The sequence below is a fragment of the Sphingomonas sp. CFBP 8765 genome, assembly GCF_014841445.1.
Classification (GTDB): Bacteria; Pseudomonadota; Alphaproteobacteria; order Sphingomonadales; family Sphingomonadaceae; genus Sphingomonas; species Sphingomonas aerolata.
The window spans coordinates 155,878-182,395 of sequence record NZ_JACYTY010000002.1 but is presented as its reverse complement, the minus strand read 5'-3'; the positions used below and the strand labels follow the sequence as shown (position 1 = coordinate 182,395).

At 65.6% G+C, this 26,518-nt stretch carries 21 protein-coding genes; 6 read left to right on the top strand and 15 right to left on the bottom strand.

The genetic code is table 11. The features are described 5' to 3' along the window. Position 1: 1 nt before the first annotated feature. The 5 genes from IFT87_RS05335 to IFT87_RS05315 form a co-directional block, all read right to left on the bottom strand. Positions 2-1,456 (bottom strand): hypothetical protein, encoded by a 1,455-nt coding sequence (locus tag IFT87_RS05335; protein WP_192007829.1) that lies wholly within the window; start codon positions 1,454-1,456, stop codon positions 2-4. Next, complete coding sequence (locus tag IFT87_RS05330) at positions 1,447-3,117, bottom strand: glycosyl hydrolase (protein WP_192007828.1); 1,671 nt, start codon at positions 3,115-3,117, stop codon at positions 1,447-1,449. Before IFT87_RS05330 ends, IFT87_RS05335 begins: the two co-directional genes overlap by 10 nt. Then, positions 3,117-4,157, bottom strand: a complete 1,041-nt coding sequence (locus IFT87_RS05325; protein ID WP_249403251.1) for a glycosyltransferase — start codon at positions 4,155-4,157, stop codon at positions 3,117-3,119. The genes IFT87_RS05330 and IFT87_RS05325 overlap by 1 nt, the downstream gene beginning before the upstream one ends. Positions 4,158-4,320: 163 nt before the next feature. Beyond that, positions 4,321-6,555, bottom strand: coding sequence for a GumC family protein (locus IFT87_RS05320; RefSeq protein ID WP_342211131.1), 2,235 nt, complete (start codon positions 6,553-6,555; stop codon positions 4,321-4,323). Positions 6,556-6,613: 58 nt separating this feature from the next. Beyond that, on the bottom strand, positions 6,614-7,915 hold the full coding sequence (locus IFT87_RS05315; protein WP_192007827.1) for an outer membrane beta-barrel protein: 1,302 nt from the start codon (positions 7,913-7,915) through the stop codon (positions 6,614-6,616). A gap of 620 nt (positions 7,916-8,535) precedes the next feature. Between IFT87_RS05315 and IFT87_RS05310 the strand changes: the two genes are divergently transcribed. The 4 genes from IFT87_RS05310 (at position 8,536) to IFT87_RS05295 (ending at position 11,234) form a co-directional block, all read left to right on the top strand. Further along, positions 8,536-8,853, top strand: coding sequence for a hypothetical protein (locus tag IFT87_RS05310; RefSeq protein WP_159512169.1), 318 nt, complete (start codon positions 8,536-8,538; stop codon positions 8,851-8,853). Continuing rightward, positions 8,850-9,962 (top strand): acyltransferase family protein, encoded by a 1,113-nt coding sequence (locus IFT87_RS05305; protein ID WP_031440299.1) that lies wholly within the window; start codon positions 8,850-8,852, stop codon positions 9,960-9,962. Before IFT87_RS05310 ends, IFT87_RS05305 begins: the two co-directional genes overlap by 4 nt. Positions 9,963-10,028: 66 nt before the next feature. Continuing rightward, positions 10,029-10,601: a polysaccharide biosynthesis/export family protein gene (locus tag IFT87_RS05300; protein WP_192007826.1), complete on the top strand. Its 573-nt coding sequence runs from the start codon at positions 10,029-10,031 to the stop codon at positions 10,599-10,601. Between the two features lie 57 nt (positions 10,602-10,658). Beyond that, positions 10,659-11,234, top strand: a complete 576-nt coding sequence (locus tag IFT87_RS05295; protein WP_152555456.1) for a hypothetical protein — start codon at positions 10,659-10,661, stop codon at positions 11,232-11,234. Here IFT87_RS05295 and IFT87_RS05290 read toward each other — a convergent pair. The 9 genes from IFT87_RS05290 to IFT87_RS20840 all read right to left on the bottom strand — a co-directional run bounded on the left by IFT87_RS05290 (position 11,221) and on the right by IFT87_RS20840 (position 22,561). After that, complete coding sequence (locus IFT87_RS05290) at positions 11,221-12,444, bottom strand: glycosyltransferase family 4 protein (protein ID WP_031440302.1); 1,224 nt, start codon at positions 12,442-12,444, stop codon at positions 11,221-11,223. The genes IFT87_RS05295 and IFT87_RS05290 overlap by 14 nt on opposite strands. After that, complete coding sequence (locus IFT87_RS05285) at positions 12,441-13,622, bottom strand: polysaccharide pyruvyl transferase family protein (RefSeq protein WP_192007825.1); 1,182 nt, start codon at positions 13,620-13,622, stop codon at positions 12,441-12,443. The genes IFT87_RS05290 and IFT87_RS05285 overlap by 4 nt, the downstream gene beginning before the upstream one ends. Positions 13,623-13,938: 316 nt before the next feature. Further along, positions 13,939-15,150 carry a nucleotidyltransferase family protein gene (locus IFT87_RS05280; protein WP_192007824.1) on the bottom strand — a complete coding sequence of 404 codons (1,212 nt, stop codon included), beginning with the start codon at positions 15,148-15,150 and terminating at the stop codon, positions 13,939-13,941. Continuing rightward, on the bottom strand, positions 15,144-15,647 hold the full coding sequence (locus IFT87_RS05275; RefSeq protein ID WP_192007823.1) for a lasso peptide biosynthesis B2 protein: 504 nt from the start codon (positions 15,645-15,647) through the stop codon (positions 15,144-15,146). The genes IFT87_RS05280 and IFT87_RS05275 overlap by 7 nt, the downstream gene beginning before the upstream one ends. Then, positions 15,626-16,678, bottom strand: coding sequence for a 50S ribosomal protein L11 methyltransferase (locus IFT87_RS05270; protein ID WP_052380851.1), 1,053 nt, complete (start codon positions 16,676-16,678; stop codon positions 15,626-15,628). Before IFT87_RS05270 ends, IFT87_RS05275 begins: the two co-directional genes overlap by 22 nt. After that, positions 16,678-18,642, bottom strand: a complete 1,965-nt coding sequence (locus IFT87_RS05265) for an asparagine synthetase B family protein (protein WP_037528632.1) — start codon at positions 18,640-18,642, stop codon at positions 16,678-16,680. Before IFT87_RS05265 ends, IFT87_RS05270 begins: the two co-directional genes overlap by 1 nt. A gap of 37 nt (positions 18,643-18,679) precedes the next feature. Continuing rightward, the gene (locus IFT87_RS05260) at positions 18,680-18,961 is read right to left on the bottom strand and encodes a PqqD family peptide modification chaperone (protein WP_037528629.1); all 282 of its coding nucleotides are present in this window, start codon (positions 18,959-18,961) and stop codon (positions 18,680-18,682) included. 880 nt (positions 18,962-19,841) lie between these two features. After that, the gene (locus tag IFT87_RS05255; RefSeq protein WP_052380852.1) at positions 19,842-20,762 is read right to left on the bottom strand and encodes a hypothetical protein; all 921 of its coding nucleotides are present in this window, start codon (positions 20,760-20,762) and stop codon (positions 19,842-19,844) included. Further along, positions 20,759-22,561 carry an ABC transporter ATP-binding protein gene (locus IFT87_RS20840; RefSeq protein WP_031439721.1) on the bottom strand — a complete coding sequence of 601 codons (1,803 nt, stop codon included), beginning with the start codon at positions 22,559-22,561 and terminating at the stop codon, positions 20,759-20,761. The genes IFT87_RS05255 and IFT87_RS20840 overlap by 4 nt, the downstream gene beginning before the upstream one ends. Before the next feature lie 366 nt (positions 22,562-22,927). On the opposite strand from IFT87_RS20840, the gene IFT87_RS05245 reads away from it, so the two are divergent. Both IFT87_RS05245 and IFT87_RS05240 read left to right on the top strand, forming a co-directional pair. Next, complete coding sequence (locus IFT87_RS05245) at positions 22,928-23,425, top strand: PilZ domain-containing protein (RefSeq protein ID WP_084215047.1); 498 nt, start codon at positions 22,928-22,930, stop codon at positions 23,423-23,425. A gap of 217 nt (positions 23,426-23,642) precedes the next feature. After that, positions 23,643-25,424 carry a hypothetical protein gene (locus IFT87_RS05240; RefSeq protein WP_037528625.1) on the top strand — a complete coding sequence of 594 codons (1,782 nt, stop codon included), beginning with the start codon at positions 23,643-23,645 and terminating at the stop codon, positions 25,422-25,424. 40 nt (positions 25,425-25,464) lie between these two features. On the opposite strand, the gene IFT87_RS05235 is transcribed toward IFT87_RS05240, so the two are convergent. Beyond that, positions 25,465-26,403: an ABC transporter ATP-binding protein gene (locus IFT87_RS05235; protein WP_056673057.1), complete on the bottom strand. Its 939-nt coding sequence runs from the start codon at positions 26,401-26,403 to the stop codon at positions 25,465-25,467. Between the last annotated feature and the right edge of the window lie 115 nt (positions 26,404-26,518).

The window sequence follows — 26,518 nt, the reverse complement described above, 5'->3', positions numbered from 1 at the left end:
GTCAGGCCATCGCGGTATCGTGCATCGCCGCCTGGCCGGACGGCGGTCCGGCCTGGATCCGCTGCGGTTTGCGCGATACCGCCGGGCGCAAGGCCAGCGCGGCGCCGGCAAATACCGCGAAGAGCACGCCCGGGTCGGGCGTCGGACTGCCGACCGCGGCGGGCACCATCGAGGCGAAGCAGACCCAGGACGCCGCGGCGCCGACTGCGGCGCGAGGATCGGCGGGTGAGACATAGGTGCTCAGGCGCAGGGGTTTGAAGACCTGCAGCAGATAGCTCACGAAGCAGACGATCCCGATCACGCCCATCGATCCCATGATCGCGGTGATCAGCGACGACGACCGGAAGCTGCCCGCGCCGATACCGAGGCCATAGCTTTCAAGAAACGCCCGGTAACCGATCAACGACCAGAATTGCCGTTGTTCGCTCGATTGCGACTGGGATTTTTCGAGCGTGAAATGGGTGATCATATCGCCGAATTCGGCGACGAGCTGCGGGTACCAGACGCTGGCCGCGGCGACCATCATGAGGAAGAGCATCGTCGTCGCGCCGAGCACGAGCAGGCGATCCACCCGCATCGTCTTGGGAAAGACGACCGACCGGAGAAAGACCAGGACGGCATAGGAGACGAGGCCGAGATAGGCCAGGCTCGACGTGCTGGCGCCCAGCGCGAGCCCCAGCGCGAGCGCACACGGGCCCGTCAAACGCGGCATCACGTCGCGGATCCAGCATTCGAACAGGAACACGAACAGCATGAACCCGAATCCGCCATAGGCGGACGCCTCGGGCGCGATGCCGTTCATCCTGACGAAACCGCGATAGCTATTGTCGATCTGCGCATAGGCGCCGTTGCGAAAGAAGGTCAGGACCGCGTTGCCCGGCACCGCCACGCTGGCGATGCCGATGACGACGTGGATCAGCGCGACCACGGCGACCGTCTTGACCAGCAGACGCCATGCATCCTTGTGCGTGAGCGCCACATAGGCACAGATCGCGACCATCACCGTCCCGAGAAGGTAGATGGCGGTGGTCAGATTCTGCGACGTCGGCAGCAGGCGCTGGGTCGCATAGGTGAAGCGTTCCATCGATTCGTAGCGGTTGAGCGCACGGACGCGCATCGGCACGACGTCGATCTGCCCGGCATAGAGCCGCGGCAACAGGATCGCGCCGACGATGCCATAGGCGACGAAGATGATCATCAGGATGTTGGCGCGCAACGCGGCCGCCAGCGCGGGCACGTTGATCGATCCGGGCAGCAGCACGCGGATCGTGAGGAACACGGCGGCGAACTCGATCGGCGGGATCGACGACGCGCCGATCGCGGGAAGATCGATCGCCGACGACCCCATCATCAGCGCGGAGACGATCACGAAGGCGAGCATGCCCGGCACGGTACCGAACATGAGCAGGAGGAAGCCGATGACGAGCTGAGCGGCGCCGATGAGCGTCAGATGCATCCTGCAGGTCCCTTGGTGGCGTCGGGCGAAATGGTGCTGCCCGCTTCGGTGAGCCGGATCCGATAGGTGAAGGCGTCGTGTCCCGGGATCTGGTTGGGGCCGACCGACAGATCGACCGTCTCGCCGGTGCGCAGCGTCACGGTCTGATCGGTGGCCGTCCAGCGATCGACGACGACCGCGCCTGCGACCCGCTTGCCCCTGACCAGAAGCGCGACGTCGAGCCCGTCGCCACCGGGTGATTTCGCGATACAGGCGGCGACGCGCGCGGTCATCGCGGCGGGGGCGGTGTAGCGGATCACGGCGCGGGCGGCATGCGCCGCATCGCCCGCGACCGCGCCGCCGGTGTCGCTGATCGCCAGGGGCCGCGTGAAGCGGCTGCCAAAGGCGCTCGTCCACATCCCGTCGAGGATGCCGAGCGCGTGGCGCTGTCCGTCGGCGCCTTCGACCCAATAGGACCAGGGGGCGCTGCCATAGCCGCTGAGGCTGTCGGCGAGCACCGTGCCGCGCGTGAAGGCGAAGCGTCCAGCGCCGATCACCACGACCGGATCCGGACCGATCGCGACGCTGGTGCCGGGCAGGGGCCGGTTGCGCGCCGATAGGATGCGCCCCGCATCGAACCGCAGCGTCCCGGATGGACCCCAGACCACCCAGCGATCCCCACCGAAGCGGTAGAGCCGGACATCGCGATCGCCCGTATCGATACGCTGCGCGCGCCCGGCGGGCAGCATGTGCGTCGTCAGCAGCGTGAAGGCCTCCGCCGCGGGCTTGGTCGCCTGCGACTGTGTGAAGAGGCCCATGTTCCGAAAGAACCGCTGGTCGATCAGCGCGTACCAATAGGCGCGCCGGACCCCGCTCGCGCTCATCAGCGTGACGAACTTGATCAGTTCGGGCGCGGCGAGATCGGGCGTCGGGTAATTGTCGCTGAATTCGGTCGCCCAGATTGGGATCGGCGTGCCGTAGCGGCGCATCGTCGCGTCGAGATGCGTGATCTCCCAGTCGATATTGTCCGCCAGGTGGCGATAGGGATGCACCGCGACGCCGTCGGCGACTCCGAGCATCCCGGCCTTGAACAGCGTTTCGAGGAATCCGGTGCCGATCATGTTGGTCGATCCGCCGAGTATCGCGACGGACGGGTGGCGCGGCTTGATGCGGTCGCGGACGACCGTCAGCAGCGCGACATAGGCGGCGGCGGGGTCGACGCCCTTCGGATAGGCCAGGTTGCCGCTATTGATCTCGTTGCCGACCTCGATCGCGGTGACGCAGCCGGGGAGGCGATCGAGGACCGTGCCGACATAGGCGGCATAGGCGGCCATCGCCGCCGGCGTGCTGACGGTATGGCCGCCGTCATAGAGCGGGTGGCGCGGGTCGAGCGTCAGCAGGACGTCACCGCCGCTGCGGTGGCAATAGCGGGACAGCGTGCCAGCGACGCTACCCTCGATCGCATATTTGCCCGGACGCGGTTCGCCCGAGGCCCAGGGGATCGAATCGCGCAACGACCCGGCGGTGACGTCGATCGCCCGATCGCCCCATGCGGCAGGCCAGTTCTGGCTGAAATGGGTCTGGACGCCGAGCAGCATCGGCGGAGTCGCGGGCTGCTGCTGCGCGCTGCCGGCGACCGCGAACGCCGCGCTGATCGCCGCGATCAGGGCCCTGCGGCGCATCATGCCTCCAGCGCCGCCAGGATCCCGGCATCGAAATGCTCGGGGGCGAACCGTTCCGCCTGCGCGACCGCATCGGCGGGGTCGAATTCCGGCAGCCATGCCTCCATCGCGCGAACGCCGTCGATCAGCGATTCGACCGTCTGGTGTTCGAAGAACAGTCCGGTCTTGCGCTCGACCAGGCTGTCGCGGATCCCGCCGCGCGCATAGGCTAGGACCGGGCGGCCCGATGCCATCATCTCGACCGGCACGATCCCGAAATCCTCCTCGGGTGTGAAGATGAGCGCCTTCGACGTTGCATAGGCGTGGCGCAACTCGTCGAAGCGCATCCGCGGGATGATCCGGATCGTCGGGCCGGCGCGCTTGCGCAGCTCGGCCGCCATCTCGCCGTCGCCGACCATCAGCAGGGGCAATTGCAGCGCGTTGAACGCATCCACCGCCAGGTCGGCGCGCTTGTAGGGCGTCATCTGGCCGACCCACAGATATTCGTCGCCGACCGTGTCGACCGGGGTGAAGAGACTTGTGTCGACCGGCGGATGGACGACGACCGCATCGCGGCGCCACGCCTTGGCGATCCGTTTCTTGATGAACTGCGAATTCGCGACGACGATGTCGATCCGCGCCGCGCTCGTCATGTCCCAGTGGCGGAGCCGGCCGAAGAGCAAGGTCATCATCAGCCGGGTCAGGCGTCCCGCGCTGCCACGATACTGATGGTAATGATCCCACAGATACCGCATCGGCGAATGCGCATAGCAGAGGTGCACCGTATCGGGATCGGTGATCACGCCCTTTGCCGGGCCCGATTCGCTGCTGATGACGAGGTCGAAGCCGCGCAGGTCGAGCTGTTCGAGCGCCATCGGCATCAGCGGCAGATATTTCTGATAGTGACGCCGGGCCCCCGGTAGCCGGTTGATGAAGCTGGTATGGACCGGGCGCTCGCGGATCGTTTCAGACACCGCGCTGGCGTCATAGACATGCGTAAAGATCTCGGCGTGCGGAAACAGGTGCAGCAGCCGCTCGACCACCCGTTCGCCGCCGCGCATCGTGACGAGCCAATAATGCACGATCGCCACCCGCTGCGGCCACCCTTCGGGGCGGCTGCGATTCAGGACGGACGGGGCGCGACACGGGTCGCGACACGGGGCACCGGGCATCATCGTTTCAGCCTGGCGGGCCAGACTGCCGATGCCGGCATCGACGGCCAGCTCAGGCATAATAGCCCTTGTAGTCGTGGTAGTAGTAGGTCGAGTCGCCATAGCCGAACCGCGCCTGTTTGCGAATGTCGACCTTGGTCAGCGCGATTCCGGCAAGGTGGATGCGGTCGAGTGGCAGGAGCCGCAGTGCCGAGCGGATCGCATGATCGGGTGTCTTGCGCCACCGCGCGACAAACACCGCGACATCCGCCTTGCCGAGCATCAGCCGCGCATCCGCGATCGGCAGGACCGGCGCTGTATCGAGCACGATGACGTCGAACCGGTCACGCAGCGCGTCGAGCAGTCCGTCCATCTTGTCGCCGATCATGAGGTCGCCGTCGAAATCGTCATCCGCGGCGATCGGCAGGACCATCATCCCGGTCGCGGTGTCCTCGACCAGCGCGGCTTCGAGTGTCGCCTCGCCGCGAAGCACCTGCATGAGGCCCGGGCGATCGGCTTCGGTGCGCAGGAACCGGCTGACGCCGTGGCGGCGAAGATCGCAATCGACGAGCACGACCTTTTCCCCGGCCAGACCCATCGACCTGGCCAGGCAGATCGAGGTCGTCGTCTTGCCTTCCTGCGCGAGCGCGGACGTGATCGCGATCACCTTGGCGGGGGCGTGGGCGGCAAAGGTGATCGACGCGCGCAGGCTGCGGATCGATTCGGCGAACGCCGAGCGCGGCTCGGCCGCGATCGCCGAGGGCGGGGACTTCGCCGATTTGGTCACCGACGCGAGCAGCGGCACCGCGCCGAGATAGCGGACGCCCAGACGCTGTTCGATATCGTCGCCCGTGGTCAGCCCCGTGAACGCCATCTCGGTGAGGAAGGCGGCGACCAGGCCAAAGCCGAACCCGAGCACGGTCGTCAGGATCAGGTTGAGCAGGATATTGGGGCTGGTCGGGGTGTCGGGGATCGCCGCCAGCTTCAGGACGGAGGCATCGGCCTGCTCGGTGCCGAGCCGGGCCAGCTCCTCCTGATAGCGCGTCAGATAGGATTCATAGGTCGACCGTGCGGTCTTGTTGTTCTGCGCCAGGTTGTTGAGCTCGACAGTGGCGGCGTTGTTGCCGGCCAGTGCGGCCTGCGCGCCGCTCAGCGTTCCGGACAGCGACGCGAGACGGCCCTCCGACACCCGCGTCTTCGCCGCGAGGTTCGAGATGACGCGCGCGATTTCGTTGCTGATCTGCTTGTCGATCGCGGCGAGCTGGCTGTTCGCGCGCAGCACGTCGGGATGACGCGCGCCATAGCGGGTCGTGAGCTCGGCGACCTGAGCACTCAGCGCGGACTGGTTCGCGCGCAGACCCGACACGACGGACGACCCCAGCGCTTCCCCGACATCATCGCCGCGCGAGCCGGAACGAAGCTGCGCCCGCGCGGTCGACAGGCGGGCTTGGTCTTCGGCCAGCGCGGCGCGGGCCGCGGCGACGGCTTGGTTGTACGTCGAGATCTCCTGCTCGGTGAGCGACAGGCCCTGCGTGCTCGTCAGGTTGTGCTGGATGCGATAGCGTTGTTCGGCCGCATCGGCGGCCTGCCAGCGCGCGCGCAGATCCTCCGCGCGGCGGGCGATCATCGCGGTCGAATCGCGGTTCTCGACCTGCTTCTTCGCCAGCGACCCCTCGGTATATTGCCGCGCGAATTCGTTGACGATCCGCGCCGCCATCGCCGGATCGGTGTCGCTGAACGAGATGTGGAGCGCATAGGTCGAGTTCAGCCGCGTCGCGGTGACGCCGTCCTGAACATAGGTGATCGCCGCGGCTTCCGCCTCCGCCGCGGTCGGTCGCGCGACTTTCGGCGGCGCCGTGAACCAGCTTGTGATCCAGGTGCGGATGCCACGGGGCTCCTGCAACGATGTGAAGCGCGGATCCGTCGGCAACGCCAGGGCCGAGGCGACGCGCCGGGCAAAGGCCTCGGAGCGGATGATCTCGACCTGGGTATCGACGAAATTCGCGCTGGGTTCGGCGCGGTCGAGATCCGGCCGCTCGCCGACCCCCGCTGGCGTGAGCGCCGATTGTTTGACGTTCAGCGACACCTGCGCGACGGCGGTATAGGACGGCGTCTGCCGGAACGTCAGCGCCAGGCCGATTATCAGGATGCTGAGGAAGACCAGGAGGAAGATGCCGAGCCGCCGACGGAACATCGCGACAAGCGCGCGCGCATCGATCCGATCCTGCGCGACCTCGCTAGCCTGCGGGGTATAGGGGCTGATCGGCATGGCATTGCCGCCGCCATAGACTTGGATCGCGGTTGTCACTTGCTCATTCTCCATATCCCGGGAATGTCGTTTGCTGGTCGGATCATCGGCGCGCGGCTCATAGTTGAAGCCGCATGCCGAGAAATATTCGGGTCTTGTCGAAGCGTCGGCCAATGCCCAGGCTGTCGACGCCGCTCGACTGATCGGGGCGGGTTCGAAGATAGTCGAGCCGAAGCGTCGACGAGATCAGTCGGCTGAACAGATAGGTCGCACGCGCCGAGCCGGTCATCTGCGTCTGCGTGCGGTCGATCAGGCCGTATAGATTGCGCGAATAGCCCGCGGTCGCGCCGACGATCAGGTTCCGGCGGAGTTCGTAGTCGGCGATCAGCGTCCCGGTGGTCGTCGTGATCGCGCCCAGCGTCGGGCTGGGTGCGCGCTGCAGCGCGCGATTGAGCGTGAACGACGCGGTGGCGAGCGGGGTCGGGTTCCACGTTATCGCCGCGGAATAGTTCAGGCCATTGGTGCCGTCGAGCGAGGGCTCGCGGTAGGTCTGGGCGAAATATCCGATGCCGATGCTGCCGTAGAGCAGCGGGGTCACGCCGAACGCGATGCCGGTCAACGCGCTATAGCTTGTCGAATCGCCGCTCGGCCCGACAGGTTCGTTGATGTAATCGGCAGTATTGACGGTGCCGCGAACGAACACGCCGGCGGCAGGCGCGACAGGCATCGTCAGCTGGATGTCGCCGAGGATCGAGCGGTAATTGCGCTGGCTGTTGTCGATCTTGCGTCCGCCCGCGGCGTTGCGATCGCCATAGCGGAATTCGTCGAACGTGAAGCTGGCGCGGGTCAGAAGCGGGCCGAAATCATGGTCCGCGCCCGTGCCGAAATGATAGTCCATGAAATTGACCGGTTCGCCGTCCAGCGCCGTGTCGCCGGTGCTGCCGCGTGCTTCGATGAGCCGGCCGACGCGCGCGTCCGCGACCAGATGCGTCCTGCTGCCGATATCGAAGCGACCATCGGCGCCGATTTGATATTGTTCGGCATTTTCGACGGGACGGTCGACAAAGCGTTGGATGTCGCTGCTCGCCCGCACCGTGACCGCATTGCGCGACCAGTTGGATCGCGCGACCACCGCGGGGCGCAGCGTGAAGATGAGGTCGTCGAGCACCGGGCTTTGCAGCGCGCGGACATTGCTGTCGTAGCCCGTGTTCGCGTCGAGCGAGGGCAGGATCGTGAACGTCCCGAGGCGAAGCCCGATCGGATCATAGTCCGGCCGCGTGCGCTCGAGCACCGACTGCGCGCCGAACCGGCCCGCCGACATCTGCGCCGACGCACTGCCGGCCCTGCCGCCGCCGCCGATGAGCAACGTTGCGCACACTGCCCGCGCGATCAGCGCGACACTCTTCTTACGCTCAACCAATACGCCGCCCCCCAAGAGCTCTGCCCGGCCCCGCCGCCGTCTTTGTGTCGAACTTCGGCAGGATCGGAGAAGCCGTGGCCCATCACATCCGTATAACTACAATATTCTGTCGATGCGGCAAATGATCGTTATTGTATGCAAGTTACAGTTGGTGTGTCATTTGGTAAAAAAGTTGATCTTACAATCGGTGCTGTAACATGCGTCCTGTGGAGCAGGCTCCAATACATTTCATAATGTAGGCGGGGGTTGTATGGGGAGGCTCTGAAGGCGGGATAAGGCCAAAGGACATATGATCAGACGTCCTGCCTTCGGGCTCGATCGGAACATGATATCAGACGATCACGGCAGTCGAGGCTAGGTCTTGCTGATCCGCAGTGAGCAGGTGTTTCACCGATAAGAACCTGAACTGTATAGGAAGACTTTGAGTCGCTCGCGCCGAACCCCTTGGGGTTTTTGCGAGCCGGGCGCTCTTCGGCCTGGCCGCGTCGGCATCATGCGCCAGCGGTGCGACGTGTCCGCGGACCGGGCGCCGGTCGGCATCGGCGGTCCCGATGCTATCGCCATTCGGCCCTGGCCGAAACGCCTCGCTCCAATGAAAGCGGCGATTATTTACAATGGTCATGAATAGCGATGTCTTGCCCGAAGAAAACGTAGATACCGTCGTCAAAGCACATGATGTCGGGCAGGCCGGGTCTGGTTGTGTCTGGAACTTTGGCAGTAAAGTTTCTGTTCTCAACGCCGTACGGATCCCTGATCCTGTCGCCGTCTCATTGTCGAACCGAAGGGCGAAGCGAATCATGACGGCGATCATCACGCGTTCGATTGCGGGTACGCGGCGGCGCGGCACGCGTGTCGGCCGCCACGTCGATCGTCAGCCCTGCGCCGCGTTGCGCGGCAATCGATTCCCCTTTGCGGCGCAGCGGGCGGTGCGACGATGACGGCCCTTACCCCGGCCGCGCGCACCGGGGCCGATCATGACCGCAAGTTGCTGCTCGATCTTCTGCGGGGGCTCGCGGCGATCGCTGTGATCGCGCTGCACGTCGGCGATATCGTCTTCGTGCCGCTGATGCCCGGCGGGTATCTGGCGGTCGATTTCTTCTTCGTGCTCAGCGGCTATGTCATCGCCACGGCGTATGACCGTCGTCTGTCGACGACGATGCGGTTCGGGCCGTTCGTGGGAATGCGGCTCATCCGGCTCTATCCGCTGTTCCTGGTCGGGGCAGGCCTGGGGTTGGTCAAGGTTCTGGCGCAGTCGCATCTGCACGCGCGGTTCGCGCTCGACGGCGGGCAGCTGGTGCTCGCCACGGTCAGCAACCTCCTGATGCTACCCTATCTCCTTCCCTATCCCAGTGTGTTTCCGCTGAACGCACCAGCCTGGTCGCTGTCGTTCGAGCTGTTCGTCAACCTGCTCTACGCATGGATCCTGTTCCGCGCCCGAACCCTGTGGATCGTCGCGCTGGCGGTCGCTGCGGCGGTGGTGATCGTCGCGGGGCCCATGCTCTACGGGACCGACCGGCTGATCGCCGGATCGACCGCGGATCGACTGCCGTTCGGGCTGGCGCGGGTGTTGTACGGCTTTCCGATCGGGATGCTGCTGGCCCGATTGCCGGCGATCACCGCGCGCCCATCGGCCAAAGCGAGCATGGCGCTGGCAGCGGTGCTGCTGTTCTGCGTCGCGCTGCCGCTCACCGGCGCGGCGTCGCTGGCGAGGGATCTCGCGTTCGTTCTGGCGGGCGGGCCGCTGCTCGTCTGGGCGGGGAGCCGGTTCGAGGTGCCGCCCCGATGGCGGCGGGTGGCCGCGTTCCTGGGCGACCTCTCCTATCCGCTGTACATCCTTCACTATCCGATAGTGTTGTCAGTCGCGTTTATCGGGTTGCGGCAGGGTTTCGCGCCCGCGACCATTATCGTGGCATCCCTGGCGTTCGTAATTGCCGCCTCGATTGTCGCCATGCGCTATTATGATGGACCGGTTCGGGTATGGCTATCAAGACGATACCGTCGCCGGGAATCGGCCATGCCATTGTCGGCGACGGTTATCCCAAGCTGACATCTCTGTATTTCTCTTTGTCGGCAATTCCGATACAGTCATGACAATCATAGTTTGGGGAAAACCATGCGTCCTATAGTCTATTTTCGGGTCGTCATCATTGCATCCCTGGCGGTGGCGACCGGATGCACGCAGGCGGAGCCGCCGGTTCTTTCCGCGTCCGACATGGCGATCGTTGAGGGATACAGGCTGGGTGCCGGCGACAAGTTGCGGATCACGGTGTATAACGAGCCCAATCTGACCGGCGAATATAGCATCACGCCGTCGGGGACCGTGGCGTTCCCGCTGATCGGCGCGATCAAGGCGGGTGGCCAGACGATCGAGCAGGTGTCGCAATCGGTGACGGCAAGCCTTGCCCAGGGCTATGTCAACAATCCGCACGTCAGCGTCGAGGTCCTCAACTATCGCCCTTATTATATCCTGGGCGAAGTCGCGCGGCCGGGCGAGTTTCCGTTCGTGAACGGCATGACGATCGAGCAGGCGGTCGCGGCCGCGGGCGGGTTCTCCTATCGGGCCAATCGCAACCATATCTATATCCGTCGCGCGCGGGCGACCGAGGAGCGCACCGTCGTCATTCACGAGCAGCCGATCGAGGTCCAGCCCGGCGATACGATCCGCGTCGGCGAACGCTATTTCTGATCGCGGTCCCCGGCCGGTTTAATACGAAATTGAGGTGTCCCGGTTATGGCTGTGGCCATGATTCGAGGACCCTCCCACTGGATCACCGGCGCAGACGTGGTCATGGCCGCGCGGGGCGGCCTAGTGCTGCTCGTCGTCGCGGCGGGTCTGCTGTCCGCCGCGGATCTGATCGCGGCTCCGTTGGGCGCAATCATCGCCTATGCGCTGGCGCTGTTGCTGCTGCTCGGCCTGCCGATGGTGCGCAGCGCGGATATCGCCGGGCTTGGCGCGATCGGCCTGACGCTCGGCGAATTCGCGGGATCGGCGTTTTTCCATCATTCGATCGACGCGATGCGGTTGCTCTATGGCATGGCGGCCTTGGGTGCGGCGATCCTGCCGATGCGTGCGCAACGGCTACGCGCGACGGCGCTCGCCAATCCCTATCGGGTCCTTGCCGGCAGCGAGCGCCGTGGCGCCGGCCGCGCACGCGCCGGAAAAGCTACGATGGCCGACGACAGTAGGGGCGTCGTCAAGACCGGCTATGCGACGACAACCGCGGCCAGGACCGCCCGGGCGGACCGCCGGGGTGCACGCGGGGGCGCATTGCCGCTGCCGCTGCTGCTTCCCGCGCCGGCGTCAGTCACGCTGCCATAGCCAGGCGACGCGCATAGGCGTCGAGCAGGCGGTCGATCCACGCGTCGGGCGTCAGCGCGAGCCCGCGGGTGTGGCCATAGGCCGCCTCGCTCATTCGGCGTGCCAGCGCATCATCTTCGGCAATCAGCCGGATCGCGGCGGCAAACGCTAGCGTGTCGCGCGGTTCGATCGCCAGCCCGGCGCCCGCCGCGACGATATCGTCTGCGAGGAAGGCGGTATCGGTGATGATGACGGGCAGGCCGCTCCACAGCGCCTCCGCCGCGACCAACCCATAGGGCTCGGGATAACGGCTCGGCATGACGAGCATCCGCGCGCGTTCCGCATAGCCGCGGATCGCCGCCGGCGGTTGCTGGCCCATGAACGACATTTCGGGATAGCTGGCCTGTAGCGACTCGCGCAGGACGCCGTCACCGATCACACGCAAGGTGCACCCCGCCGCCCGCGCCGCCGCTGCAGCAAGATCGGGACCCTTGGTCGCTTCGAGGCGGCCGATGAACAGGATTTCGGCATTGCGTTCGGCCTCGACCCGGGTGTTGCACCAGGGCACGACCGGATTGGGCAGCGCTTCGATGGCCGCGTCCGGAATGCCCGCGCGCATCAAATACGGGCGCATCGATTCGTGGATCGCCAGAACCGGCGGCGAGTGGCGCGGATCATAAAGATGGCGTTGCACCGCCTGCCGACTGACCCGCCAGAGCTTGTGCGCGTAACTGCGACGATCGCAGTTCGCGCCGATGCAGCCGGGCGACATCGGCGTCAGCGTGCAGACCGCACCGCTCTTCAGAAACGCGAACGCGCCGTTTGGACAGGCCAGGAAGAAATCATGCGCCGAATAGACGAGCCGCGCCCGCACCGGCGCGATCGCGGCGAACAGCGACGGCGACAGGATCTGTGCCCAGCCATGCACATGATACACCGTCGACGGGCGATCATTGGCGGCGATCCAGCGCGCGACCATGTCGGCGGCCGCGCGATTATAGACGCCGCGGGTCAGCGCGGTCAGCGCGCCGCCCGAGAGCAGCCGCTTGCTTCCCAGTGCGACGATCTCGACACCCTGGTCGCGGAGCGCCGGGTTGTCGCCATCATCGCCGGTGACGAAGGTGACGCGGTAGCCGCGTGCGCGAAACGCCGATGCGGATGCCAGCGCGAGTGCGGTCGCCCCGCCCTTGGGTACCGACAGGTCGTTGATGACGACGATATGATCGATCATGAACGCGCCGCGACCGCCGCCCTGAGTGCGCGGGCAAGCGCCGCAACGTCGCCGGCCGCCGCATCGATCAACGCCGTGCACGCGGCCCGATCGACCCCGGCCTGCTCGGCCCGTGCGGCCAGCTCGGCCAGCGCGGTCGGCGTGATCGTCGCGGGGTCGACGAAATAGTCCGATCGGCCCGCAATCTCGGCAAAGCTTTCCAGCTTCGGGTCCCATTTGAGCAGGATCGTTGGAACCGCGAAGGAATGCGCGGCGATGCAGGCGTGCATGCGGTGCGCAACCATCAGGTCGCAGCTCGAGATGAACGTGGCGAGGTCGCCGGGCGTGGCGAAATCGGCGATGCGGGTGATGCGCGTCGGCACGGCTGCCGCGATCCAGTCTGCCGCGTTGCGATTGAGATACGCCCGGTCCTCGGGGCTGCCGTTGGTGAACAGCCCGACGGTCCATCCCGCCTGGGCAAGCGCCGTCGCCACGCCACCATACCAGTGCGCCATGTCTCCGGCATCCGTGTCATGGCCGTGATAGCGCAGCGCGAGCGGATCGGTGATGCATAACCCGACGCTGCGGTGGTCGGCGGAGGCGGGGCCTCGCGGATAGTGCCGGCTGGCCAGTAGACCCGGGTCGCGAACCAGCCCCGCGCGGGGGATCGGTGCGGGGAGGAGGTCGTCCCAGATCTCCCGCGATCGTTCGTCGCGCACCGTCGCATAGACCATCGTGGCATTCCGCAATCCGTCGGCGAACAATCGCCTACCGGTCGCGGACCAGTTCCGCGCCACGCCGACCGCAAAGACCGCGGCCGGCAGGTTCACCGCTTCAGACAGTGCGGCGTGGATCTTGACGGGAAAATTGAGATCGCTGTCGCTGAACAGATTGCCGCCGCCGACGACGACCGCATCGCAATCGACGAGCTGGCGGCGAAACGCCGGGCGCAGCCGGATCGCCGCCAGCGCCGAGAGGATCGTGCGGGTCGCGACGCGGCGCAGCGGTGCGGGCATTCCCTCAAGCACGGCGAGCATCCTGCCCCGGCTGGCATTACCGGGCGCGTAGCCCGTCCTGCCGGCAAGATCGATCGAGACCGCATCGATCCCGGCGCGGTGCAATTCGAGCTCAGTGCATTCGGACAGCAGCCCATCGCCCAGATTCGGGCTGTATTTCACATTGAAAAGCGCGACCTTCAAAGCAGCGCCTCCTAGGCTGACAGCAGATTATGACGGGGACCCGACGGGTGGCGCAAATGAGTAATCAGACTTTATCGCGCCGATCGGATCAAACCTACCGACGAAATATCCTACGTGCAACATCAGAGCAGCGTTGCGAGTAAATATAATCTAAAAATGATCAATCAAATCGCTATATGGTGATAAAGTCTGGTAATTGCACAATATACTGACAGACATTAGAGATCTAAAACATCCCAGACATATGAACTGCAATACCAGAATCAGGGGTACATTAATCATCGTGGCTTGAGATCATCGTGAAAGCCGTCGAGCCCTAGCCATTTTGGGCATGGCGTCGGCCGCCGGACAGTGCCCAAAGCCGTCGCGACACTCGGCCTAGCCGCGAGCCCCCCTTCAGCCCCTCCGCACTGCGGTCGAGCAGATCGTAGCGCAGTTCGTGGACCACGAAACGCGGATCGCGCGAGATCAGATAGTGGCTGAGGTTCTTGCGCGTCGTCGCATGCGCGACCTGCTCGAGTTCGCGGCCATCCTCGTCGCCGATCAGGCTCGCATAAGCGGTGCGCACCAGCGATCGCAGCCGCCAGTCGCGTGCCAGGTCGTCCCGGATCGCGCCGGGCAGCGCGGTCTCATACAGGGCATGGCTGAGAATGAGTCCCGCCGCCACCAGTCGTGCCGCCCCCCGCTTCTGTGCACGCGCATAGAATTGATCGAGGTCGGCGGGCGTCTCGGCGGCAAGGATCGCGCCGATATCGGCGAGCCATTTCAACCGCGCCCAGCCATGTTCTGTACCATGCGCGAACAGGTACAGGATCGCGGGAGCGCGCGGGAGAACCGCCACGCTGGCGCCCGGCACGAGCTGCATCGGCTCGCGCGCATCGAGGTCATCGCCGCGCAACAGATAGGGATTCTGGAACAGGCGCCAGTGCAGCTCGACCATCAGCCCCGAATCCGGATGCTCGAATGCGAGATCCTTGTAGCGCGCCATCCGCGCCCGCATCGTCGCCGCGCTCGCATCGGCCGCCGGCGCGATCCGCACATAGCCCCGCGCGTCGAGCAGGCTGGCGGCGTGCGCGACCTGGTCCTTGGCGACGATCAGATCGATGTCCATGCTGTAGCGGACACCATAGCGGCCAAAGGCGAGCATCGCCGCAGTCGCGCCCTTCAGCACCCGGACGGGAATGCCGGCCCCCTCCAGCGCGCGTACCAAGTGTAGCGTTTCGAAGACGGATTGCAGTTCCTGTACCGCGCTGTCCCGCGCGAGTGCCCCGATCGCGGCGCGCGCTTCGGTCCCGGCATCGATGTCCGGCAGGCCCGCATGGTTCAGGCCTGCCGCAAACAGGCCGGCAACGCGGTGGCGCTCGACGATCGCCGCGACGCGCGGCCAATCGGTGACCTGTAACGCCAGATCGCGAAGCCGTGCTGCCCAGCGCGGATCATGCGGCCACCGCGTTGCCGCGACGACGAGCGCGAATTCCGGGGAGGCGATCTGGGCATCGCCGTCGATCAGCGCATCGAGGTTCAACACGGCTGAAATCCGCTCGCCTCACGACCCGGCGGGAACGACGCCAGGATCGCATAGCCTCCATCGGGCGGCGTGCCCGTCACGTCGAATCCCTGATCGAGAACCCAGACATGCGCGTCGAGCGGCATCTTCGAACCGGGGCGGATCCCATAGAACAGCGTCGAATCGACTCCGCGCCGCCGCAGCATGACCTGTGCGGTGAGCCCGCGCTCGAAACACAGCGCACGCAGGCGGCTGCGCTTGGCCGCGCGATCGACGGCCCAGGCGATGATCTCGGCCAGGTCGCGCCGGCGTGGCCCGGGCGGGAGCGGGCGGGGCAGCGGGCGTGAGGCGATCCGGCCGAGCCGGGGCAGCGCCGCGTGGCGGATCAGCGGTGCGGAGACCGTCAGCAGGATGGTCGCCTCGGCGAGGGCGAACCGCTCCTCCCACGAAAAGCGGCCGAACTTGGTCCAGAATCCATCCTGGCGGCGTGGCACGATCATGCCTCCAGCCAGAACCATGGCACGTCGCGGTCGTGCCGGCCGCATATCACCACCGCCTGCCCGTCCGTGACGTCGAACGGCTCGACCGGCGTCACCTCGGTTTCGAACGCCCGCACGCCGGGATCGATCGTGTCGTAGACGATCCCCTCGGTCAGATGGAAGCGGATCCACTGGACGATCCCGTGCACCCGACCTGCGGTCGCGTGGACCGTGACGGCGTTGCGCGCCGCGGGGATCGGCGGGCCGGTAAAGTCCATGTCGAAGATCGCGACGCCATTCGAGCGAAGGTCGATCGCCCCCCGGTCCGGCGTATCATGGCTGACCGCGAGCTGGTTGAACGGGGTCATGTCGAAGCCGTCGACGATGCCCATCGCATAATCGGCGGGGCGGCGATGGGTGGCGAGCCCGACCATGATCTCGGCCCGGTACGGCATGATCACCGCGTCCGGCGTAAGCAGGCGCGCGCGCGCATCCTCGACCGTCCTCAGTCCACCCGCACCGATCAGGTTGTTCGCGAGATTATCCCACAGCAGTACATTGGCGGGCGCGGCCAGATCGACCCCGATCTGCAGATCGCGCGCGTCCTTCGGGACGATCGTCACGCGGTCCGCATAGCCGTTTTTGGCGACGACCGCGGATGCGGCCGCTGCAACCACGGAATCCCGCTCGCAGGCGATGACGCGCGCGGCACCGGCCCGGGCCGCGATCATCGCGAAGAGGCCGGTCCCGGCGCCGATATCGAGCAGCGTCGCGTCGGCCGGCATCACGCTGCGCAGCGCCTCGGCATAGAGCGCGTGGCGATCATCGTCCTGCACCATCGTGAAATACCATTTGCCGACCCCGGCCGATCGAATCCGGCGCGCCTGTGCTGCGATCTCGCGATCATCGGGGGCGAGCGCCACCGCAGCGTCGCACAACCGTCGCGCGGTTTGCGTCAGGCCGCGGGGCAGCAGGAGAGTCAGGGCCAGCGCGACCATCGCATCGGGCCGGCCGTCGACAGCCGCGATCAGCCGCTGAATACCCGGATCGAGACGATCGTCCGCGGTCATCAATAATTGCTCCCGGCGGTCCGACGCATGTGGCTGGCCAGTGCGACGGCGTGCAGCAGATTCTCGCGATAGGCGATCTCATAGGCGATATCCGTCCAAAGCGGTGAATCGGCGGGCGGCATGTCGTCGACCAGCTTCTGGAGCCGGTCGACATCCATCGTCCCGGCGGTCTGATCGAACATCTTCATCCGGTCGATCTCGTCGCGCAGCCGGTCGCGCGAGGCGACGAGCGCGACGGGCCAGTCGGCGCCCTGATAGCCGCGCAGCCGGGTATCGAGCACGCTCGGCGGTGCCTTGCCCCGCATGGCCCCGCGCAGGATCGCGCGGGGCTCGCCGCCCCAGGCCCAGCGTTCGACCGGCACGCGCAGCGCCCATTCGACGAGGCGTCGGTCGGCAAGCGGATCGCGGACGTCGATCCTGAACTCCGCCAGCATTGCCTTGAAAAAACTGCCGTCCTCATTGCCGGCCACCATGCGCAGATTGGCGCCGACAGGATCGGTGCCGTACCGCATCGCGTCGGACAGGTCCGCCGCATGCGCCGGGTCGATCGTCGGGTTCTCCGCGGCGATGCGCGCCTCGACCCGGGCGAGCGTCTCAGGGAGCAGCGGGATGGCGGTGGCGACCGACGGCATCACGATGCCCCGGGCGCGCATCACCCGTTTCCACAGCGATACGGGCAACAACGGGCCGATCGTGTTCCAGCCGACGCCCGGCCAGCGCATCCACCCCGACCGGACCAGCCCCCGGCCGAGCCGCGCCCAGGCGAGCAACCGTCCGCGTCGCGCCAGCGACGGCAGCGCCGCGACGCCCGATGCGCTGATCGAAAGATTGCCCATCGTGCCCTCGAGCAGGACCCGGATGCCGCGGCGCTGCACCGCTGCGTTGATCGCGTCGACCCACACCATGTTGCACAGATTGGGGATCGGCTCGGGATAGAGATCGACGGTGCGGTCGAGCGCCGCGAGCGTCGGAGCATCGCTGCGGATCACGACATGTTCGACATTGGGATACATCGCCGCGGTTTCGGCAGCGAGCGCGCTTTCGTCGGAGAAATGATGCGTCTGGTAGGTCTGCGGCGTGTGATGCGGGGCCGCGGTATAGGCGACAATCCGCTTCGGCGTATCCGCGAGAAGCCGCGCCGCCGTCACGACGACCGTCGTCGAATCGAACCCGCCCGAGAGATGCGCGGCGATCTCGTCGCCCGCGCCGCGCAGCGTCGCCGTGACCGCGGCGTCGAGCCGGGTGAGCATCTGGGTCTCATAGTCGCGCTGCGTCTGGCGTCGCAACGGCGTCAGATCAGGTTTCCAATAGGCGTGCGTCGTCGCCCCTTGTGCGGTGAATACGCCATAATATCCCGGCATGATGCGCGAGATACCGGCCATCGGCGTGCGATCCGGCGAAAGCGGCGCGCGGCGGAACAGGCGTAGATATTGGTCCTCGTCCGCCGCGCGTGGGACGATGCCGAGCGCGTGCAGCGCGTCGGGCATCGAGGCAAAGGCGAGCGTGCCGTCCTCGGCGCGCAGATAATAAAGCGGGCGTTTGCCGATGAAGTCGCGCGCGAGCAGCAGCCGCTGGTCCTGCGTGTCCCAGGCGGCGATCGCGAACCAGCCATAGAGGCGGTCGAACGCGCCCTCGCCCCAATGTTCGAGCGCATCGGCGACCAGCATCGCATCGGACAGTGCCGCTGCCGACCCGCCCGAATGGCCGAGTTCGCGTTCCAGCTCCGCACGCTCGGTAAGATGCACGTCCGCGACCACTGCATAGCGGCGGTCGCGGGCATGGATCGGGGCGACGAACCGGTCCTCGTCGAGCAGGAAGGTGTGACGCGCGCCCAGCGCGATCGTCCCCCCCCGCCAGATTTCGTGCGCGTCGCGGCCATAGCGGGCCAGCACCGTACCCATGCGGTCGGCATCGGCATCGACGTCCCGGTCGGACCAGTGCGTCAGGCCATAGATCGCTGTCACGCCATGCGCTCCCGATCGATGCGCGTGCCTCCGCGGATCAGGCGGATATCGCCAACTCCGCCGCGAGCAGTTCGAGGATCAGATCGAGCGTCTGCTCCTCGGCGGTCGCCTGGTCGACGTCATATTCGTCCACGAGAATCGCGCTGATCGCTCGCGCGGACATGGGGGCATCGATCAGGCCCCAGATGCGCGTACCGACCTCGTTGAGGCCGTAGCAAACGCCCTTATTGATATCGAGCGCGACCAGTTGCCCGTCAATCTCCGCCGTTGCCGCCGATGTGCTGCGGCGGACCGGCGTATCCAAATCTGCACGAGCCAAACAGAATTCCCATGCTTCTTGAAGCGTTTCGCAGGCCGTCCGCGGAGGCGGCGCGCCTGGCGGGCCGATCGATGCCCAACAAAAAATCGCGCGGCATTACCGCCGCGCGATTTCCCGTGCCTGTTCAGGACTGAAGATCAGGATGGGCCCATCTGACGACGAAACTGGTCGCGGTTATAGGGCTGTCCAGCATTCTCGGCATCTGCTGCGTCCATGCGAACAAGTGCAGGGCGCTGCCATGTCTTGCGAGTCTTGACCATATCGATACCCCTTGTAGCATTTGCTGTATCGGCGGCATGTCGATCAGCTTCCGGCTTTCGCAATAATTGCATAAACGGCCCAAAAGGCGTGAATAGTTTTCCTTACCATTTATGAATTCGCGGCTCGTATGAATGATCGTGGCGACTTGTTACCCGTCAACCAACCGGATTTGCTTGAAGAATCACGGTGACGTGATCGAGCGGCGGTGAAAGACGGCGAAATCATGCATCGTCATGATCGAACCGGAGCGCGAGTTCAGCGTGGTTCGGAGCCGGGGGACCGCACATTCAAGGGCGCGGCACCGCTATGATCGTGACTGGGTTCCCGAGGTCAACGCGCCCCGGTGCGCTTCGTCGACCCACCGGGACTGTGGAATCAAGACGGGCCCATCTGGCGGTGATAATAGTCCCGATTATACATCAGTGATGCGCTCTCGGCATCGGCGGCATCCATGCGAACAAGTACTGGACGCTGCCATGTCTTGCGATGCTGTGTCATGACTAATTCCCAAAGATCGTGTTTCAATGCGGTTTAAGCTAATACTTCTTGTTGCCCGGTCGTCGCACAGATCATCGGAATCATCGCAACCGTTTTGCTTACAATGGCAGCATTGCGTCCCTTATTGGGTCATCTTCACGCCGAGTAGATGGGCTTCGGCAAGGGCGGCATCTTCGATGACGTTCTGCAGCCCCCATCGTCGATTGAATCGGAAAAGGGGAACGCTACGGATCAGCGCCATCGATTCGGCCAGATAGCCCGGCGCGCGGCCAAGGAGGTCGGCGATGCGGCGGCGATAGATGTTTGCCGTCACCGCATTGGCAGCCTCGAGCCCCTGCAGACGGTGGATGCCCGGCGGCGCATCCTCGTCGGCCTGACGCAGATGATAGATGGCGGCGACGGGATAGCGGCGATCCTCGGCGGCGCGCGACATCGCGACCTCGAACTTGTCCTCATACCAGGGAATGCGGGTGACCTCCGCGCCTTCGCGGCCGAGTGCCGTGAGCGATTCGATCCAGAGCTTGAGCCGTGGGATTCCCGGGGTGGCCGAAAACCGGCCCTCCGCATCCGCTGCGATCGCACACAGATCGTCGGTGAGGAGGGGATAGCCGCGCGCTTCGAACACCGCGGCCAGCGTCGACTTGCCTGCGCCGGAATCCCCGCAGAACAGATAGGCCCTGCCGTCATGGACGATCGCGTTGCAATGCAGCGGCAGCAGCGCGCGCTGATGGAGCAGCGCCCCCAGCGCGGTCCCCAGGAGATAGGGTGGCATGTGTTCCGCCGGGATGCCGGCCCGCGCCTCGTAGATGATGCGCGCACCCCCCGTCACGTCGAACCAGCCGCACTCGGGCACGGACAAGCGCAACGAGTCGGCGTTGATCTCGACCCGCATATCGTCGACGGCGACCCCCGGATCGGGGCGTGCCGGGGTGCCGCGTCGGATATCGACATCGGGCTGCTGTGCCGCGATGCGGTTCGCGGCAAGCGACCCGAGCGGGATGTCCGAGCGAAACACCAGTCCGAACGCGCGATAGAAATTCACGATGCCCCCTGCGTCTGTCCGGCGTGCGGCGCCGCGGCGGTCGCATCGTCGCGCTCGACCGCGACCAGCCGCGATCGCATCGTTTCGAACGATCCCTGTGCAACGACGCGCCCGGCATCGAACAGGAGGATCCGGTCACACCGGCGTAGGCTTTCGAGCCGGTGCGCGATCATCAGGATGGTCGTGTCGGGACACGCCTCGCGCAGCCGGTGAAGAATGATCTGTTCACCATCGATGTCGATCGCGTTGGTGGCCTCGTCGAGGATCAGCAATTGCGGATCGCGCAACACCGCGCGGGCGAGTGCTAGCCGCTGGCGTTCGCCCCCGGAGATCAGGCTGCCGCGTTCGCCGACCCAGGTGGCGAGCCCCTCGGGCAGTCGTGCGAGCAGGTCGTCCGCGTCGGCGATCCATAGCGCCCGTGCGATCGCCGCATCGCTCGCGCCCGGGTTGGACCAGAGCAGGTTCTCGCGAATGCTCGCATGGCGCATGAACGGATCCTGCGCGACATAGGCGAGCCGGTCGCGCCAGGCGCTGTGGTTCGCCAGCGTGACGGGGGTGCCGTTGAGCAGGATGCGCCCAGCCTGCGGGTGGTAGAGGCCGACGAGCAGGTCCGCGAAACTGGTCTTGCCCGCGCCCGATCGCCCCGCCACGCCCAGAAACTCGCCGCGCCGGAGTTCCAGATCGAGCGCGTCGACGCCGGAACCCGCGCCGTCGGCCCCGCGCGGGTGACGATAGCCGACCCGGTCGAACGACAGGACCTCCAGCGCCGGCAGGATCGCGTCGGTCGCAAGACCGCGATCGCTGGCGAGTTCGGCCTCCAGCTCGCGAATCTGCGCATAGGCCGGCAGCGCGCGAACGACCTCGAGCGCCTGGGTCTGCAGCGCCTGCGCTGGTCCGGCCATCCGCGACAGGATCAGCAGCAGCGCGACCAGCGTCGGGACGGGGACTGCGACCACGCCCAGTCCGATCCCGGCGATCCCGCCCGCCATCACGATGCCCGCCACCGTCATGCGGAGCCGCGATCGGTTTTCCCGCGCGACGAAGGTCAGCTCGGCCTGGACCGAGTCGGTCATGGCGTTCGAAAAATCGGCGACGAACCGGGGGGCCAGGTTCTGGCTCATCGCGAGCTTGAGGGCCCCGAGAAACTGGCCGACTTCGTTCACCATCATCAGATTGGCATCGGTCACGCTGTCGCCGACCTGTCTGGCGGCGCGGAACAAGGGGGCACTGAGCAGCGCGCCCGTCGCGACGAACAGGACCGCGAGCAGCGTGAGCAGCGGGCTGAGCAGCATCGAGATGGTCAGCTGCACCGTCAATGTGATCGCCGCCACGATGGACTGGACGAGCCCGATCGCAGCTTGGCCGAGCCGCTGGATGTCGCTTCCGAGGATACGATTGACCCGGGCATGCCGCAGCCCGACGATCGCACTCCAGGGTGCTGCCCCCAGGCGTTCGATCAGCCTGATCTGCAGCGAGGACAGGAATTCCAGCTCCAGCCGGATGACCGCGCTCTGCCGGATCGAGATCAGCGCGGCGCGCACGAGCATGAGCACGGCAAAGGCCGAGAGCACGAGCGTGATCTGCTCCGGGCGGCTGTCGAGATGCAGCCGGGCGAGCAGTGTGGACCAGTGTCCGCGAGCGCCCGTCCCCCCGGCAATCTGGAGAAGTGGAATGATGAGGACGAGGCCAAGCGCCTCGACCAGGCCGGCAATCGCGACGAGCAGGCCCGTCGCGAGCGACGCGCGCGGCTTGAACAGGCAGAATGCGATGACGAAGGCCCGTGCTTCCTGCCAATTCACAAGGTCATGCCCGTACCGTCGTGATGCGCAGCGCGATCCCAGAAGCGGCGTTACAGGCCGTCGGATCGATCCTGGCGATGTCATGCCGATGCGCGTCGATCGGGGAGCTTGGGGTATCTGTCATCGGCACACCATATAGTCTTTCCGCCTAAGGCAGTGTGCAATGATCAGCAATGACGCGGGTCATTATTGGACGTTTCAGCGTTAATATCTGAGGTTATTGTTTAAGAAAACAAATGTTGATTTGCTAAGCATCTGTATAATGGCATTTGTTAGGGGGTTAACTGCAAAAATGATGATGCCGGACTGCGCTGATAATCTTGTGTTAAGAGCCGCGACTTATACGGCCCTTAACCTGGAGGACCGATGTCACTCACCGCAACCATGCAGATCATGCCCATCGATGCGCTGACGATGCGCGAAAGCCGTGCCACACGGCGCGTCGTCTCCGCCGACAGCACATTACGGCTCATGCCTGGTGTCGCGCATGACGTGATCGTCGAGGATTTCTCGACGACAGGGTGCCGTCTGCGGTCCTCGATCCCGATGACTGTGGGGACGCGTCTGCGTCTCGCACTGAGCGGCGGCGGCGCTACCGTCGAGGCAGACGTCGTCCGTCTCGCACCTGGCGGCTATGGATGTGTCTTCGCGGTGCCCATTCCAGAAGAGACGTTCGCAAAGGCCTTTTCCGGCCAGACGATCGTCCACGCGATGTTCGAAAAGGACCCGGCGGCGCACGATGCACCCGTGTCTGAGTCCGTGCCCGACATCACACCCTGGCCGCGACCCGTGCGCGCCGTCGTCATGGTCGGGTGCGGGGTCGGTGCCTGGGTGCTGCTCGGACTGGTCGTTGGCTGGCTCTGACCACCAATTCCGAGATATCAGTACTTAGATCAGCAAAACTGCTGTTTGCCAGTAGTTTGGCAGTCTTATTATTCAGCAGTACTGCAAGAATACGATATTCAAGCCAAAAAATGCCGACTTCATCCATTTTAGACTCATCTGTTCTACAAGTGGGGTAGGAAAAGTGCGGCGACTCGTCGTGAGGGCGACGGGCATGTTTGGCGCGGGGGGCGTTCGAATGCAGGCGAAACTAGCGGTCGGTCTGGCAGCGGCGACGTTGTTGTACGGGGTCACGGCATTTGCGATCGGCGCGAGCGGCGCATCTGTGTCCGACCCGGCGATCACGGTCGTCTCGACATCCGCGACGGCGTCTCAACCGGCAAGTGGCCAGCAGGCCCCAGGCGTGACGACCGGCACTGCGGCGACGAGCGCTCTGCCGAGCGAGACCGGGTTCGCGTTCGGCGTGCAGACCCATTTCAGCCAGGGATGGAGCCCCGCGTGGCTCGATCTAACGACGCCGCTCGCGACCAAATCCGTGCGCGATACGGTCAACTGGGCCAGTGTCGAGCGGACGGCGGGCGTGTACGACTTTTCCGGTACCCCGGTTCAGACGCTCGCCACATTTTGCGGACGCGGCGGTGCGCTGACGCTCACGATCACGCCGAAGAACGCGCTCTACGACGGCGGGCGGATGGTGTCGTCGGCGGCGGGCCGCACCGCCTATGCGAATTATATCGCCGCGCTGCTGACGCGGTTCGGATCCTGTGTCGTGGCGATCGAGGTCGGCAACGAAGTCAACAGTGCCGGCGCGCTCGATTATCCGGCCGGCGTCGACAAGTTCCGCGCCTATGTCGACATGCTGCGGGTCCTCTATGCCCGGGTGAAGCCCGCCAACCCGCAGGTCGCGATCCTCGGCGGATCGACCAACGTGATCGGGACGGGGTTCCTGACCTCGCTGTTCGCGATCGGCATGCTCGACGTGATCGACGGCGTCGCGGTCCATCCCTATCGCCCCGATGCGGAGGGGATTGATTTCGAGATCGCCAATCTCAACGCCGCCATGAGCCGCTACGGGACGCCAAAGCCGATCTGGGCAACCGAATTCAGCTTCGGATATGCCGATACGCGGCGCGCCTCGGCCGGTTTGGTGAAATCGGTCGTCGAGCTCTATGCCGCCGGCGTCCGGCATGCGTCCTGGTACGCGCTCGTCGAACAGACTCATTTTCCGTATATGGGGCTGTTTACCGGATCGCTGATCAAGCCGCAGGGCAGGGCCTATCGCAACGTCATCGATTCGCTGTTGCCATACGGTCAGCCGGTGCGGGTCGATACCGGGGACCAGCCGTTCAACCTCTACCGGATCGGTGCCGATCGCTGGGTCGTATGGGGGCTGCGCGGCACGATCAGCTTCACCGGCGGTGTTGTTCGCGACATGTACGGGGTGGCCTTGCCTGCTGGCCCGGTCAAGATCGGATCCGAGCCGCTGATCGTCAGCGGGGCCACCGGCTATACGATCACCGCGTCGCAGGTCGTTGCCGACACGATGCTGCAATATGGCAGCGGATCCTGGAGCTACTGGCGTCGCGACAAGGCGAATGTCGATACCCGGCTCGGCGTGTTCGACACCGATTTCGCGAGCCATTTCGGCGATCGCTGGTCCAAGCCGCTGCGCATCAACAATACCACCGCCGCACCGGCAGGCGATGGCGCGAACCCGATCCGCGCGGTGATCCGCTATACCGCGCCGCGCGCGATGCAGGTCGAACTGTCCGCCTGTTTCAGCAAGGCAAATACGGGCGACGGCGTCGATTACCGCATCACCCGCAATGGCGTGACCGTCGCCTCGGGAATCGTCGTCGACACCGCCACGGTCAACGGGGTCAAGTTCGGCCTCGAAATCGGCGATAAGGTCGATCTCGTGTTCGGCCCCAACCAGACCTATGGCAGCGACTCCTTCTTCTACCGCGCCACGCTGAGCAACCGTGGCCAGGGCACGACGGTGGTCTGCCCCACGGCGTGAACCGAACCGGCCCCGGCACTGCGCCCGGTGCCGTGCGCGCTCAGGCGTTGGCGGCGCGGGTGAGGCTGAGGAACACGTCCTCGAGATCGGGTTCCTTGGTCGAGACGTCGACGATCCCGAAACCGCCCGACTGGACCGCGGCGAGGACTTCGCCGGCGTTCACGCGGTCCTTGGCATAAGTGATTTCGAGCGTGCGCGTGCCCTTGAGCGCGATCTTCTGGAAGCAGGCGTTCGCCGGGACCATGCCGACGTCGCGGTCGACGGTGACGGCGACGATCTTTTCCTGCGCCTTGCCGACAAGTTCGCGGGTCGGCTCGTTGGCGATCAGGCGGCCGTTGTTGATGATCGCGATCCGGTCGCAGAGCTCTTCGGCTTCCTCAAGATAATGCGTCGTCAGAATCACCGTGACGCCCGCTGCATTCAGGCTGCGGACATAGGTCCAGAGCTGCTGGCGCAGTTCGATGTCGACGCCCGCGGTCGGCTCGTCGAGGACGAGGACGGGGGGCGAATGGACCATCGCCTTGGCCACCATCAACCGGCGTTTCATGCCGCCCGACAGCGTGCGGGCATAGGCGTGCGCCTTGTCCTCCAGATGCACCGCGCGGAGCAGTTCCATCGTCCGGCGCTTCGCCTTGGGCACGCCGTAGAGCCCGGCCTGGATCTCGAGCGTCTCGAACGGCGAGAAGAAGGGATCGAACAGGATCTCCTGGTTGACGATGCCGATCGACGCCTTGGCGTTGCGCGGGTGGCCGTCAATGTCGAAGCCCCAGATCGCGGCGCTGCCGTCGGTCTTGTTGACGAGCCCCGCCAGGATGTTGATCAGCGTCGACTTGCCCGCACCGTTCGGGCCGAGCAGCCCGAAGATCTGGCCGCGCGGGACGTCGAACGTCACCCCGTCCAGCGCGCGCTTGGGTTCCGCCGTGCCAACGGGGGCGTAGGTCTTGCAGAGATTGGTGATGGCGATCGCGGCTTCGGTCATCGCTGCGGCATAGCGGGACGGGAAGGGCGGGTCATCCCCTCGGGGGTCGCAAAGAAGATTTGTTCGCGCGGAGGCGCGGAGGCGCGGAGATGTCGCATCCAGCCTGTCGGTCGGG